This window comes from Cohnella caldifontis (assembly GCF_029360585.1).
Taxonomy (GTDB): Bacteria; Bacillota; Bacilli; order Paenibacillales; family Paenibacillaceae; genus Cohnella; species Cohnella caldifontis.
This window is the reverse complement of the sequence record NZ_JAQZSJ010000036.1, coordinates 1-12,288: the sequence shown is the minus strand read 5'-3', so window position 1 is coordinate 12,288 and position 12,288 is coordinate 1. Positions and strand designations below refer to the sequence as shown.

The 12,288-nt window shown below is 56.9% G+C and carries 17 protein-coding genes; all 17 read left to right on the top strand.

All coding sequences use genetic code 11. From position 1 onward, the window contains the following. Positions 1-188 (top strand): zinc-binding dehydrogenase (locus tag PTZ19_RS25020; RefSeq protein ID WP_276358417.1); only part of this gene is annotated, 188 nt, incomplete at its 5' end. Between the two features lie 282 nt (positions 189-470). After that, positions 471-902, top strand: coding sequence for a phage tail terminator family protein (locus PTZ19_RS25015; protein WP_276358415.1), 432 nt, complete (start codon positions 471-473; stop codon positions 900-902). Beyond that, on the top strand, positions 899-1,087 hold the full coding sequence (locus PTZ19_RS25010; RefSeq protein ID WP_276358413.1) for a hypothetical protein: 189 nt from the start codon (positions 899-901) through the stop codon (positions 1,085-1,087). Before PTZ19_RS25015 ends, PTZ19_RS25010 begins: the two co-directional genes overlap by 4 nt. A gap of 3 nt (positions 1,088-1,090) precedes the next feature. Continuing rightward, the gene (locus PTZ19_RS25005; RefSeq protein WP_276358412.1) at positions 1,091-2,407 is read left to right on the top strand and encodes a phage tail sheath family protein; all 1,317 of its coding nucleotides are present in this window, start codon (positions 1,091-1,093) and stop codon (positions 2,405-2,407) included. A gap of 14 nt (positions 2,408-2,421) precedes the next feature. Beyond that, positions 2,422-2,886, top strand: coding sequence for a phage tail tube protein (locus tag PTZ19_RS25000; RefSeq protein WP_276358410.1), 465 nt, complete (start codon positions 2,422-2,424; stop codon positions 2,884-2,886). Between the two features lie 22 nt (positions 2,887-2,908). Beyond that, the gene (locus PTZ19_RS24995) at positions 2,909-3,331 is read left to right on the top strand and encodes a phage tail assembly chaperone (protein WP_276358408.1); all 423 of its coding nucleotides are present in this window, start codon (positions 2,909-2,911) and stop codon (positions 3,329-3,331) included. A gap of 236 nt (positions 3,332-3,567) precedes the next feature. After that, the gene (locus PTZ19_RS24990; RefSeq protein ID WP_276358407.1) at positions 3,568-3,885 is read left to right on the top strand and encodes a hypothetical protein; all 318 of its coding nucleotides are present in this window, start codon (positions 3,568-3,570) and stop codon (positions 3,883-3,885) included. A 73-nt stretch (positions 3,886-3,958) separates the two neighbouring features. Continuing rightward, positions 3,959-5,926, top strand: a complete 1,968-nt coding sequence (locus PTZ19_RS24985) for a tape measure protein (RefSeq protein ID WP_276358405.1) — start codon at positions 3,959-3,961, stop codon at positions 5,924-5,926. Continuing rightward, positions 5,926-6,663, top strand: a complete 738-nt coding sequence (locus PTZ19_RS24980) for a LysM peptidoglycan-binding domain-containing protein (protein WP_276358419.1) — start codon at positions 5,926-5,928, stop codon at positions 6,661-6,663. Before PTZ19_RS24985 ends, PTZ19_RS24980 begins: the two co-directional genes overlap by 1 nt. Before the next feature lie 12 nt (positions 6,664-6,675). Then, complete coding sequence (locus tag PTZ19_RS24975) at positions 6,676-7,644, top strand: XkdQ/YqbQ family protein (RefSeq protein WP_276358403.1); 969 nt, start codon at positions 6,676-6,678, stop codon at positions 7,642-7,644. Further along, positions 7,641-7,949 (top strand): DUF2577 domain-containing protein, encoded by a 309-nt coding sequence (locus PTZ19_RS24970; RefSeq protein ID WP_276358401.1) that lies wholly within the window; start codon positions 7,641-7,643, stop codon positions 7,947-7,949. The genes PTZ19_RS24975 and PTZ19_RS24970 overlap by 4 nt, the downstream gene beginning before the upstream one ends. Next, on the top strand, positions 7,946-8,347 hold the full coding sequence (locus tag PTZ19_RS24965) for a DUF2634 domain-containing protein (RefSeq protein ID WP_276358399.1): 402 nt from the start codon (positions 7,946-7,948) through the stop codon (positions 8,345-8,347). The genes PTZ19_RS24970 and PTZ19_RS24965 overlap by 4 nt, the downstream gene beginning before the upstream one ends. Next, on the top strand, positions 8,340-9,419 hold the full coding sequence (locus PTZ19_RS24960) for a baseplate J/gp47 family protein (protein ID WP_276358398.1): 1,080 nt from the start codon (positions 8,340-8,342) through the stop codon (positions 9,417-9,419). Before PTZ19_RS24965 ends, PTZ19_RS24960 begins: the two co-directional genes overlap by 8 nt. Next, the gene (locus PTZ19_RS24955) at positions 9,412-9,996 is read left to right on the top strand and encodes a putative phage tail protein (protein WP_276358397.1); all 585 of its coding nucleotides are present in this window, start codon (positions 9,412-9,414) and stop codon (positions 9,994-9,996) included. The genes PTZ19_RS24960 and PTZ19_RS24955 overlap by 8 nt, the downstream gene beginning before the upstream one ends. Continuing rightward, positions 9,993-10,280: a ketopantoate hydroxymethyltransferase gene (locus PTZ19_RS24950; protein ID WP_276358396.1), complete on the top strand. Its 288-nt coding sequence runs from the start codon at positions 9,993-9,995 to the stop codon at positions 10,278-10,280. Before PTZ19_RS24955 ends, PTZ19_RS24950 begins: the two co-directional genes overlap by 4 nt. Continuing rightward, positions 10,280-10,648 (top strand): hypothetical protein, encoded by a 369-nt coding sequence (locus PTZ19_RS24945; protein ID WP_276358395.1) that lies wholly within the window; start codon positions 10,280-10,282, stop codon positions 10,646-10,648. The genes PTZ19_RS24950 and PTZ19_RS24945 overlap by 1 nt, the downstream gene beginning before the upstream one ends. 1 nt (position 10,649) lies before the next feature. Next, positions 10,650-11,474 carry a hypothetical protein gene (locus PTZ19_RS24940; RefSeq protein WP_276358394.1) on the top strand — a complete coding sequence of 275 codons (825 nt, stop codon included), beginning with the start codon at positions 10,650-10,652 and terminating at the stop codon, positions 11,472-11,474. Positions 11,475-12,288 lie beyond the last annotated feature (814 nt).

Below are 12,288 nucleotides of genomic sequence, written 5' to 3'. Positions count from 1 at the left end.
AGGTGGTCGGCGAATCCATGAAGGAAAGCGCGGAAGACTTGACGTATTTGAAGGAACTGATTGATGCCGGCGCGCTGCGTGCGGTCATCGACCGCCGTTATCCGCTGGAGCAAGCGGCGGAAGCTCACCGTTATGTGGAGCAAGGTCATAAAAAAGGCAACGTGGTACTAAGCGTTCGGCATGGTTGATAGGATGCCTTCACCCATCGTCCTCGAACAATCAGCAATAAACAACGAAACACTCGATTCGCTTGGGGTGTGTTTCGTTGTTTTTTTATTCTAATAAGCCATCCATCTTCCGCTTGTCATACGAATGCCCCCTATAGATAGGAAGTCGATTTCCGACCTCCATCGGTACAATCCCAAGCAAAAGGAGCGTGCGGGCATGCATTCGAAAAGGTGACGGGCTATCGGTCGCCATGAAGCGTAGCGGGGCGGCGTTATCCATTCGTCGGCGGGCGAGGTGAAGGAATGGGAGACATCACGCTGAACGGGGTTCAGGATCTCGTCGTCGCGGCGTTGCATGCGCAGTTTCCGGACGTGGACGTGTATGTGGAGATCCCCGAGGGAGGATTAACAGGTCCATGCTTCTTCGTCAAACTGCTCAGCGCCTCTCAGACGCAAGAGCTGAACCGTCGGTACCGCCGGGTTCATTCGTTCGACGTACAATTCGTTGCCGCCGACGGGAGCAATCGGGCGATGCAGGAGACGGCGGAACGGTTGTACGGCGTCCTGGAAACGATCGGTACGGATGGCGAGGGAGGCAAGGGGATCGGGATGCGGCACGAGATCGCGGACCGGGTCCTCCATTTTTACGTCGATTACCGGTTTCTCGTCTACCGGCCGGCTCCGGACGATCCGGCCATGGGGACGCTGAAACGGGAAGGAGCGATCAAATCGTGAGGAAAAGAACTTCCGCGGCACAAGCGGAAAAGGTCAAGTACGGGAAACGGCAACTGCTGGCCTCCAAGCGGTTCGCTCCGCTGGAGAAAGACGTTCTGCAAGCGCTGCTCCCGGACGGCGAAACGTACACGGTCGCCGAGGCGGGACAGTTGCTGGACCAATATTCGAAACTGGAGGCGAAGTAGCCAATGGCAGGCGGAAACTTTACGATTCAAAATAAGGTGCGTCCCGGGGTTTACGTGAATTTCGAGAGCGCGCCGAAGGCGGTCGGCACGCTCGGCGAGCGCGGCGTCGTCTCGCTGCCGCTCGTCTTGTCGTGGGGCGAGCCCAAAGTCATGACCATGATCGAAGCCGGAGAGGACACGATGGACAAGCTCGGTTATCCGATTACCGATCCTTCTCTGCTGCTCGTGCGGGAAGCGCTGAAACGCGCCCGGAAGCTGTTGCTTTACCGCGTCAATACCGGCACGAAGGCGGCCGTGACGACGGGCAACCTGACGGCCACGGCCAAATGGGGAGGCGTCCGCGGGAACAACCTCTCGATCGTCATCGCGGCGAACGTGGACGACGAGAACCGGTTCGACGTGAAAACGTTGCTGAACGGAGACGAGGTCGACGTTCAGACTGTCTCCGCTATCGCGGATTTGGCCGCGAACGATTGGGTCGTCTTCAGCGGCACCGGCGCGCTGGACGCGACCGCGGGAGCTCCGTTGTCCGGAGGCAGCGACGGCGCGGCATCGAACCAGGATTACCTGGATTACTTGGCCGCGGTCGAAACCCAAGATTGCAACACGATCGCGTTGCCGACATCCGATCCCACGATGAAGGGCGTCTTCGTTTCTTTCTGCAAACGGCTGCGCGACGATGAAGGGAAGAAGATCCAGGTCGTGCTGGAAAATGACCCGTCCGCGGACTACGAGGGCGTCATTTCCGTGAAGAACGGGGTGATCCTCGATGACGGGACGGCGCTGACCGCCGCGCAGGCGACCGCTTGGGTGGCCGGTGCGACCGCGGCCGCGCAGGTCAATCAATCGCTCACCTACGCCGCGTACGACGGCGCCGTGGATGTCTCGCCGCGATACACGAACAGCCAGATCGCCGCGGCTTTGCAGGCCGGCGAGTTCGTGTTTACGGCGAATAACGGACGGGCGCTCGTAGAGCAGGACATCAACACGCTGACCGGCTTCACGCCGCTCAAGAACGGGGCTTTCGCCAAAAACCGCGTCATCCGCGTGCTGGACGGGATCAGCAACGATTTTCTGCGCATTTTCTCCAACTTCTATCTGGGCAAGGTATCCAATAACGACGACGGCCGCAACCTGCTGAAGGGCGAGTGCATCCGTTACCTGCAATCGCTGCAGGCGTTAGGCGCCGTGCAGAATTTCAACGCCCAGACGGATATCGCGGTGCTGGCCGGCACCGGGCCAGAAGCGGTCGTGATCGAGACGGCCGTACAACCGGTGGACGCCATCGAAAAAATTTACGTCACGGTCACCGTGGGCTAAGGAGGATAACCGGCATGTTCATGAACGAACAGGACGCGATCAGCGGCAAGCAGGCCAAAGCATTCGTGAAAATCGACGGACGCACGGAGGAGCTGTTTTACGCCAAGTCGCTCGAGGCCAAAATCACGAAAAAGAAGACGGACGTTCCCGTTCTCGGCAAGACGAACGTCGGCAAGCGGTCGGCGGGATGGGAAGGCACGGGCACGCTCACGATTTATTACGTGACTTCGCTGTTCCGGCAGTTGATGCTGGAATATATCCATAGCGGAACGGACTTCTATTTCGATCTCCAGATCGTCAACGAGGATCCGCAGTCAAGCGCCGGCAAGGAAACGAAGCTGCTCATGAACTGCAACCTGGACGAAGTGATCGCGGCCAAATTCGACGCGGCGAGCGACGATTTGCTGGAAGAGGAAATGCCTTTCACGTTCAGCGATTACCAGCTGCTCGATTCTTTCAACGCGCTTAGCGGCGCATAAGCCATAACGGAGGGAACGAACGATGAGCGAATTCAGCGCTTTTTTCTCGCAAAACGCGGTGCTGGAGCAGACGGAGGAATTCGTCGTTTCCGAGCGGTTCCGGGATCCGAACGGCCAGCCGATCCCTTGGAAGCTGCGGACGATCTCCGAATCGGAGAACGAGGAAATCCGCAAAGCGGCGACGCAGATGGTGCGGGGCAAAGGCGGCCAGCGGATTCCGGAGACGAAGCCGGAAGTGTATCTGGCGAAAGTAGCCGCCGCCAGCGTCGTGTACCCGGATCTGAAAAACGCCGAGCTGCAAAAATCGTACGGGGTGATCGGCGCCGAAGACCTGCTCAAGAAAATGCTGCTGGCCGGCGAGTACGCGGCGCTCGTCCGCAAAGTCGAGACGATGAACGGCTTTGACCGCGACATCAACGAACTGGTCGAAGAGGTAAAAAACTGATCCAGGAGGGCGACGGGGCGTGGAACTACGCTTACTACGCCCTCCATGAACTGCATATTTTGCCGCATGAGCTAGCGGGGATGAGCATGCGCGAGCAAGCGGCGATTTACGCGATGATCGACATCCGTATCGAGCATGAACGTCGAAATCGGGCGAAAACGAGAAAATAATGGTAGAAAAGATATGGGACCTTTGCTATATTCTAACTAGAATATAGTAAAATTAGGAGGAATCCCATGTCCAGTTCCAGAGTTCTGAAATGGGTTACCGGAGCATTCGAGATTTTCCTCGGCATTCCCGTGCTTGGCGGTTTAATCATTATCGGCACCTACTACACGCCGCTGTTCGTCATGTTTGTTCTGCATGTGATCACTTTGATCCTCTCGGCCAAAAATAAAGAGGCCAAATACGGCTCGGTCCTCGGGATCGTGACCTCCCTGATCGGATGGATTCCGATCGTCGGAATGATCCTGCATATCATTACCGGCATCCTGCTCATGGTGAGCGCGGCCAAGAAAGAAGCTTCCAGCGCGAATACGGTATCGAACGTTTAAAGGCCGGTCCAGCCGGCGCCCAACAACACCCTTCGGGGTGTTTTTTATTTTCCCGAAACAAGGAGGTGAGGGCTTGGCAACCGTAGCGGATTCGCTCAATATCATGGCCGGCCGCAATTTGCTCATGCAGATCAACCAGCAGCAGAAAATCATTTCGAACACGCAACAAATCGTACATGTCACCCAGGTCGTGAACAACCACTACCAGCAAGTCAACAATACGCTGAATCAGACGAACCAGATGATCGAACAGAACGTCGTGATGCAGCAGAAGTTCAACGAGGAAGCGAAGAAGGGCGGTCGGGACTGGAGCGGCATGTTCTCCAAGCTCAAATCGGCGGGGACCGCCTTGGGCGGATATCTCCGCTCCGGGGCTGCCGCCGTCGACGCGTTCACGGGCGTCAATATCGGCCTGAACTCCGTGAACGACGGCTCGCAAACGACGCCCGAGCTGCGGGACAAAATCTTCGCCGCGGCGGATCGCTCGCGCTCAGGCTTCGGGGCGATGGCGAATACGGTGACCAAGCTGGGCTTGCAGGCGCCGGGCGCGTTCGGCGACAACAACGAGCTGATTTCGTTCGCCGAGCTGACGCAGAAATCCTTCAAAATCGGAGGCGCTTCGGCGCAAGACCAGCAGGCGGGCATGGACATGATCACGCAAGCGATGGCATCGGGCGGGCTGCAAGGCGGGGAGCTTCAATCGTTGGCGGCGACCGCCCCGATGCTGACGCAGGCCATTGCCGATTTCACGGGGACGTCCGTGGAAGGGCTGCTCGCCATGGGCGCAGAGGGCACGATTGCCGCGGAAACGATCAAAGGCGCTCTGTTCGCGGCGGCTGGCGACATCGACGGCAAATTCCGGGAGACGCCGAGAACGTTCGCGGAGGTATTCACGGTGGCCGGCAACCGCGCCATGCAGGCGTTCTCGCCGCTTATGGACGCGGTAAGCGGCGCTCTGCAATCGGGGACGGTCGACCAACTGTTGAACGGCTTGACGGCAGGCTTGCAAATGGTAGGCTCCGTCGCGCTGAACGTGTTCAATTTCCTGATCAACAACCTCGATGTCGTGAAAAACGTTCTGCTGGCGCTCGGCGCGGTGGCTTTGGCGTTTGGCGCGAATTGGCTGGTGAGTTGGCTTATGGCGACATGGCCGATACTCGCCGTCATTGCCGCGATCGCCGGGATTCTGCTTCTCTTGGACAAGCTCGGCGTATCCGCGGGAGAGGTGATCGGCTTTATTACGGGCACGTTTTATGCGCTGTTTGCTTTCTTGTGGAACATGGTGGCCGGTTTATGGAACGGGTTTCTTGAGTTTGCCGAGTTTCTCGGCAACGTGTTTCTAGATCCGGTGAATTTCATCCAACAGCTTTTTTACGATCTCGTCAAAATCGTATCCGACAGTATTCTCGGTCTCATCAATGGACTGACAAGCGGACTCGATTGGCTGATCGGCAAGATCAACGACGTGACGGGCGCCGACATCAAGATGATCGGGAAGATCGACGATTCCTGGGTAGAGAAGCTAAAGCCGACCGCAAATCGGAACGCCGTCGATTTTTCGAAATGGCACATGAAAGAGAAAGACTTGGGCACCGCGTTCGGCCAAGGATACGATGCCGGGACGGGGTTCGCTTCCAAGTTTTCGGGGTTATCGGATATTTTCCAAGGATTGGGCGGGGCGAGCGGCTTGGCTTCGGGCGCGGGAACTGGCGCGAACGGCCTGGCGTCGGGCGTGAATCCGCCGGGCTCGAACTCCAACGGGAGCGGTTCGGGCGGCGCTGGAGGCGGCCCCAATATTAACAGGGTGAACGAGGTCGGCCGAATCAACGATACCGTCGATATCTCCAGCGAGGATCTGAAAACGATGCGCGAACTGGCGGAGATGAAGAACATCCAGAACTTCGTGACGCTCACGCCGGCTTTCACGTTCGGCGATATGCACGTCAAGCAAGACGGCCGCTCCATCGACGAGATCATCGCCAACATCAGCGACAAGCTGAACGAGGCGATCGCCTCCGGCGCGCAGGGGGTGTATGGGTGATGACCTACGGCATTCATCTGAGCTGGAACAACCAAGCGGAGGGGTTTCCGCTTCCCGTTATGCCAAGCAGCATCGAAATCAGCGATGGCAACAAGGGGCAAACGTACGACGTGGCGCAGCTTGGAGAAATCAACGTCATCAAAAATCCGAAGCTGACGACGTACCGGTTCAGCAGCATTTTTCCGTCCCCGAACGCCCGAAGATATTTCACGGATCACGGTTATGTCGATCCGCTCGCGATCGCACCGATTCTCCTTTCCAAGCCGGAGTATTCCGAGGACGCTCGACATGATGTGAACACCAATCCCTATGTGCATCTCCTGAAGAAGTGGATGGCGTCCAAGCGGCCCATCCGCTTCGTATTCACCGGGGATACTTTCGACCTCAATGTCGCGGCGTCCATCGAATCGTTCGAATGGAAGGAGATTGCCGGCAGCGGCGGAGACATCGAATACACGCTTACGCTGCAGAAGTATGTTTTCTATGCCGCTCGGCGCGTCGTGGCGCTGGATCCGGGGAACGGCTCTCCGCGGTTGGTCCGCACAGCTCCGGCCAGGCCGAACGACCGGCAACCGCCCAAATCGTACACCATGCGGGCCGGCGACACGCTCTGGAAAGTGGCGAAGACGCAACTTGGCGACGGCGCGCGCTGGCGGGAAATTCAGAGGTTGAACGGCATCGCGGATGCGCAGGTCAAATCGCTGCCGATCGGCAAAACGTTGAAGTTGCCGACGTAAGGGGTGGTCCGTTTGATTAAGCTTATGCTCGATAACAAGAACGGCAAAGTATGGGATCTGTCACAAATCGTCTCCGATATCACATGGAAGACAACCCGGATCGGGAAGCCCGGGAGCCTTGAATTTTCGGTCATTCGAAACGGACTCTACGAAGCATCCGATTTTCAGTACAACAACGGCGACGTTATCCGGTTCCAAGTAGATGACGCGAATCTTTTTTACGGGTACATTTTCAAAATCAGCGAGGGTCTGGACGAAGCCGTGAAGATCCTATGCTACGATCAAATCCGCTACCTGCTCGCGAATAACACCTATGTGTTCTCGAATGTGACCGCCGCGGACGTCGTGCGCCGGATCGCCGGCGACTTCCAACTCAAGTTGGGCCGGATCGACGACACCGGATATCGAATCCCAACGATGGTCGAGGACAACCAGAAGCTAATCGATATTATCTGCAAGGCGTTAACCCTGACACTAATCAATGGCGGACGAAATTATTTCCTTTTTGATGACTTCGGCTCGCTTTCGGTCCGTGACTCGGAAAGCATGCTGCTCGACTTCATCGTCGGCGATCAGAGCCTCATGCATGATTACGCCGCCGAACGCTCGATCGACAGCGATACGTACAACCGGGTGAAGCTGTACCGGGACAACAAGAAAACAGGGAGACGCGACACTTATATCGCCCAGGACAGCGCCAATATCGCGAAATGGGGGTTGCTTCAGCTCACGCAATCGGTCGACGAGGACAAGAACCCGGCGCAGATCGATGAGTTGCTCAACACGCTAATCACGATTAAAAACCGGGAATCGAGGACGCTGAGAATCGACGCGATCGGCGATGTCAGGGCACGAGCCGGCTGCTACGTGCCGATCGTCATCGGCGAGCGCGGGATCAACCAGCCGTTCCTCGTCGAAGAATGCACGCACCGGTTCGAAGGCGGCGGCCATACCATGACGCTGGAGCTGAAGGTCATATGAGCGTGGAGAAGCTGATGGGCGCGATCAAGCAGGCCAGCATGGGGGCCGTCGAGGCTGGGGCCCCGGTTTCCGTCCGGATCGGAACGGTCAAATCGGTGTCGCCCCTTTCCGTAACCGTGGATCAGCGGTTTACGTTGACAGCGGAGTTCCTGATCCTGACCGCGGCGACGGAGCGGCTGGCGGTGACGGTAGAGGGAACGGAGTATCCGGTGCGACCCGGGCTTCAAGCGGGGGATAAGGTTGTCTTGCTCCGGGTGCAGGGCGGACAGCAATACGTGATTTTGGACAAGGTGGTGCAGGGATGATTCCGACGGGGAGTACGATCGCGGACGCGGCAACCGAGGAGGTACGGCAGCCGTCTCGCACCTACAAACTGGATTTCGCGAGCGGCAGGGTCGCCGGCATGACCGATGGGCTGGATGCGGTCAAACAGGCGGTATCCAAGATTCTGCAAACGGACCGGTTCCGCTACGAAATTTATTCCTTCGATTATGGCCACGAACTTGGCACGGTAGTCGGCGGCTCTCCCGCGTTTGTTCGGTCGGAGGTGTCCCGTCTCATCCAAGAGGCACTCCTGCAGGACGATCGGGTCACGGCCGTGCAGAACATGCAGGTTAACTTCGAAGGGGACAGCCTGACGGCCGCCTTCACGGTCGTTACGGATCTCGGAAGCTTCGAGCAGGAGGTGAGGACCGGTGTATGAGCAGCAAACATATGAAGCGATCTTGAATCGGATGCTGGATCGCGTCCCGAATGACGTGGACAAGCGGGAGGGCAGCGTTATCTACGACGCGCTTGCGCCGGCGGCTGCCGAACTGGCGCAGATGTACGCGGAGCTCGACATTAACGATAATCTCTCGTTCGCGGACACGGCGACGGGAGATTTTTTATCGCGCATCACCGCGCAATTCGGCGTCAACCGGCAGCCGGCCACGAAGGCGATCCGGAAAGGTTTGTTTTATGGATCCGGCTCCGCGCCAATGGACGTTCCGGTTGGGAGCAGATTCTCGATCGGAAATCTGGTGTATACGGTTACGGAGAAGGTCTCTGCGGGCGTCTTCAAGCTTGAATGCGAGACGGCCGGCGCGGCAGGAAACCAGCCGTTCGGGGCGCTATTGCCCGTTACGGGCGTGAATGGCTTGGTCGAGGCTGAGCTGGCGGACGTGTTGGTGCCCGGCGAGGATGAGGAGACGGACGAGGCGCTGCGGGAGCGGTATTATGAGGCGGTGAATGAGCCGGCATTCGGCGGGAACGTCGCGGATTACAAGAAGACGATCGGCGAGATCGCCGGCGTCGGCTCGGTGAAGATCACGCCCGTCTGGCAGGGCGGCGGGACCGTGCTCGCGACGATCATCGCGGCCGGCTGGTCCGAACCGTCCACGGAATTGATCGAAGAGGTGCAGACGGCAATCGACCCGACCGTACGTAGCGGGGAGGGTTATGGTTTGGCACCGATCGGGCACGAAGTAACCATAGCAGGCGTTCAGAACCTGACGATCAACGTCGCGACGACGGTGACTTTGGCGTCAGGCATAACGGTCGGTCAGGTGCAAGACGATATCGAGGCCGCCATTGAGGCGTATCTGCTCGAGCTCCGGAAGGATTGGGCGAACCAGTCGCAGCTCATCGTCCGCGTCTCCCAGATCGAAGCGCGCATTCTCACGGTGCAGGGCGTGGACGACGTAACGGGGACGACGATCAACGGTTCCGCGGCGAACGCCACGTTGGCGGCGGACGAGATCCCGGTCCTGGGGACGGTGACGGTCAATGGGTAAGCCGATCCAGGATTACTGGCCGTCCTTCTACGAGGAGATCAAGGATTTCGTGGAACTGGCGGCGACGGAAGACGCTGAGATGCAGCTGTCCCGAAATGCGATCGATCAGCTATTCAGCGATCAGTTTGTCATGACTTCCGGCGTGGATGCAATCAAGCGGCGGGAGAAGATGCTCGGGATCCAGGCGGACCCGTCGACGGAGTCGCTGGATTTTCGGCGCAAGCGGATCGTGAATCGTTATTCGACCAAGCCGCCGTTTACGATCAGGTATTTGCAGGAGCAGTTGGACCGGCTCGTAGGCAAGGGGTTGACCGTCGTCTCCGTTGACGTACAGAGCTTTATCCTGACCGTAACGACGAACATCGAAAACGCGAACGTGTTTAAAGAGGTGATTAGCACGGTAGATAGGGTCAAGCCGGCGAACTTGATCTACCAGCAGAACACTTCTCTGAACAATACGATAGAGCTAGAAGAGCATATTTCCATGCGGGAGATTGCATGGAATTACGCTCTCGGTTCATGGGCGCTCGGAGAGAAGGCTTTCTCAACGCTTGGGACGGAGGTGCAGATCACATGATTTCATCGGTTTTTCTTCATGACGTCGCGGAGTATACGGACAGCCGGGTGGCGAAAGTCGTCCTAAACGGATCGTACGCGATAACGAACTTCCAGGTGAAGCAGGTCACGGATGACACGCTGGCGCTGAATTACATCGTACCGGCGGCGGATATTTCGCTTATCACGAGGATCGAGGTTAAGGACGCTGCGGATGTCGTGCTCACCTCGAACGACGTCAATGTCCCGATCGCGTCGGATACGCTCATGCTTCAAACGATTAAAGCCAAGGAGGGGACAACCTGATGGCCAAAACAGATTGGGGCATGAACGACGTCGTCATGCCGGATGATATGAACCAGATTGGGCAGGAGATCAACAAAAACGCCGCTGACATTGCGGGCATTTCCGGCGGCACCAACCAAACGGTTCGCGAACAAGTTGCCCTCATACTCGAAACTGATACGCGGAAAACAGTTTTCGAATTTACGGGCGGCGTGCTTTCGGCAATCGTACAGAAAGACGGCGCGACCGAGGTCAGCCGGACCACGCTGAACTATACGTCCGGAGCGCTCTCCTCGTTGGTTCAAGTCGCAGGTGGCAAGACCGTCACCAGTACTATCAATAGGGATGGCAGCGGGATTATCACGGACGTTACGAAGGGGGTTTCATAAAATGTCTGCTTATGATGAAGCGAACCTGGCGCTGCTTATCGACACGCTGAACCGCATGGGTAAGAATACGGATGCGGCCGGGGCTTCCACGGTATTCGCGCAGCTTGCACGTATCTATGCGGCAGTCGACCAGGTGGAAGGATTTACGGACACGCTGGAAACTGTTATGGGGCAAATCAAGTCTAAGACGGACCTCATTGGGGCGGCCGCAGACGCCGCTGGAACTGGAAGCGTCTTTGCCCGCCTTGCCCAAATCGCCGCATATGTCGATACACTTGAAACCGTAGCAGGGCAAATCAAGGCCAAAACGGACACGATTAGCGCCGTGAAGGTAGATAAATCAGCGTGTATTCCGTTCGACGTATTTGGTACACAGATAGAATTAACGGCGGTAAATACCCCACTTGTGTTGGCTGAAGTAACCGGAAAGGCGGGGTATCTTGACCTAGCGACCGTGACGTGTAGTTACACGGGGTCACTTCTTACTTTGCATCTTAGAATCACTGTGGATGGCGTTGTGAAATTCTTGGGTGCTAGCCACAACAACTCCAATCCAATAGTACCGACTGGCCTGGCAAGCCCAGAGTTTTTGTTCACGACTAATACAAACGCAATAGGCGTCCCTGCGAATAACCCTGCAATACTCAATAATCTAGTGAATAATCAGATTGCTACTTATCCTTATACTGGTGACACAGCTAGCGCCTTTTGCATTGTTACTAATTCAATTTTCTTTTCGAATAGCTTGAAAATTGAAGTGTACTCATCCAACACGATCGGGTCGGGGCTAGGAATCTATCATATTAGAGGGGGCCGGATGCCGTGAATTATATAATCGAAATGTAATAAAGACTGAACCGCTCCACATTTGACGCGGACACCGTTGCCGATGTGACGTTTCAGTTCGACCTTGAAGCCGGGCAGTAGATCGAGCAGTCTCGGGTCGAACGAGCAGAGCCTTATCGCCCCCGAAACCGAGTCCGGAGGAGTGGATCACGCAGCTCGAAGATGAACTGCTCCAAAACAAACTCGCACTCACGGAGCTTGCGGAAGTGAACGAACAAGACAACACGGTCATGTAACTGGCTCTGGCCGAAATCTCTGGACTCGTAGCAGGAGGTGCCTGATCATGACAAAAATCTAACCCGCGGCAGCCAACATTGCGACTATCTTGGCGGTTAGAGGAGTGAAGCAGTCAATTCCCTTGGTCATCTGCAGTGTCTCCTTTTTCGTTGAGAAACTCGAGCAAATCCCGCAACCGCCCCGGGAGCGGAACGCTTTACGTCCCTAGATTCTTCACTACAGTAAGTCCCTCCTGCCAACTTAGAAGTAGATCGCCACGGTGGGCATGCAGATCGTCTCTGTATTTGATCTAGCCGCCACGCGGGAGGAGCGGCAAACGAAAAGCCGACGGAACTGGTGCGGTGTAAGAGGCTCCTTCGGTCAGGCACCCTGTTGGCACTACGATTTACTTCGCCGTCGATTATGACGCGATCGAGGCATACCTGCGGTCGGCCACGGCGGCCATTCCGGGCTACGAGGCGGGCGTCTAATTGGTCGAATCAACGGGAAGCGGCGTTACTCGTTTCAAGCCGGGGGATGCCGTTTATGCCGCCTGCGGATTCGGCTTCGGCGCATAT

Coding starts and splice junctions, on each gene's coding strand:
- PTZ19_RS25015 (WP_276358415.1), top strand. CDS start 471: ATGGGAGACATCACGCTGAACGGGGTTCAGGATCTCGTCGTCGCGGCG.
- PTZ19_RS25005 (WP_276358412.1), top strand. CDS start 1,091: ATGGCAGGCGGAAACTTTACGATTCAAAATAAGGTGCGTCCCGGGGTT.
- PTZ19_RS25000 (WP_276358410.1), top strand. CDS start 2,422: ATGTTCATGAACGAACAGGACGCGATCAGCGGCAAGCAGGCCAAAGCA.
- PTZ19_RS24995 (WP_276358408.1), top strand. CDS start 2,909: ATGAGCGAATTCAGCGCTTTTTTCTCGCAAAACGCGGTGCTGGAGCAG.
- PTZ19_RS24990 (WP_276358407.1), top strand. CDS start 3,568: ATGTCCAGTTCCAGAGTTCTGAAATGGGTTACCGGAGCATTCGAGATT.
- PTZ19_RS24980 (WP_276358419.1), top strand. CDS start 5,926: ATGACCTACGGCATTCATCTGAGCTGGAACAACCAAGCGGAGGGGTTT.
- PTZ19_RS24970 (WP_276358401.1), top strand. CDS start 7,641: ATGAGCGTGGAGAAGCTGATGGGCGCGATCAAGCAGGCCAGCATGGGG.
- PTZ19_RS24965 (WP_276358399.1), top strand. CDS start 7,946: ATGATTCCGACGGGGAGTACGATCGCGGACGCGGCAACCGAGGAGGTA.
- PTZ19_RS24955 (WP_276358397.1), top strand. CDS start 9,412: ATGGGTAAGCCGATCCAGGATTACTGGCCGTCCTTCTACGAGGAGATC.
- PTZ19_RS24950 (WP_276358396.1), top strand. CDS start 9,993: ATGATTTCATCGGTTTTTCTTCATGACGTCGCGGAGTATACGGACAGC.
- PTZ19_RS24945 (WP_276358395.1), top strand. CDS start 10,280: ATGGCCAAAACAGATTGGGGCATGAACGACGTCGTCATGCCGGATGAT.
- PTZ19_RS24940 (WP_276358394.1), top strand. CDS start 10,650: ATGTCTGCTTATGATGAAGCGAACCTGGCGCTGCTTATCGACACGCTG.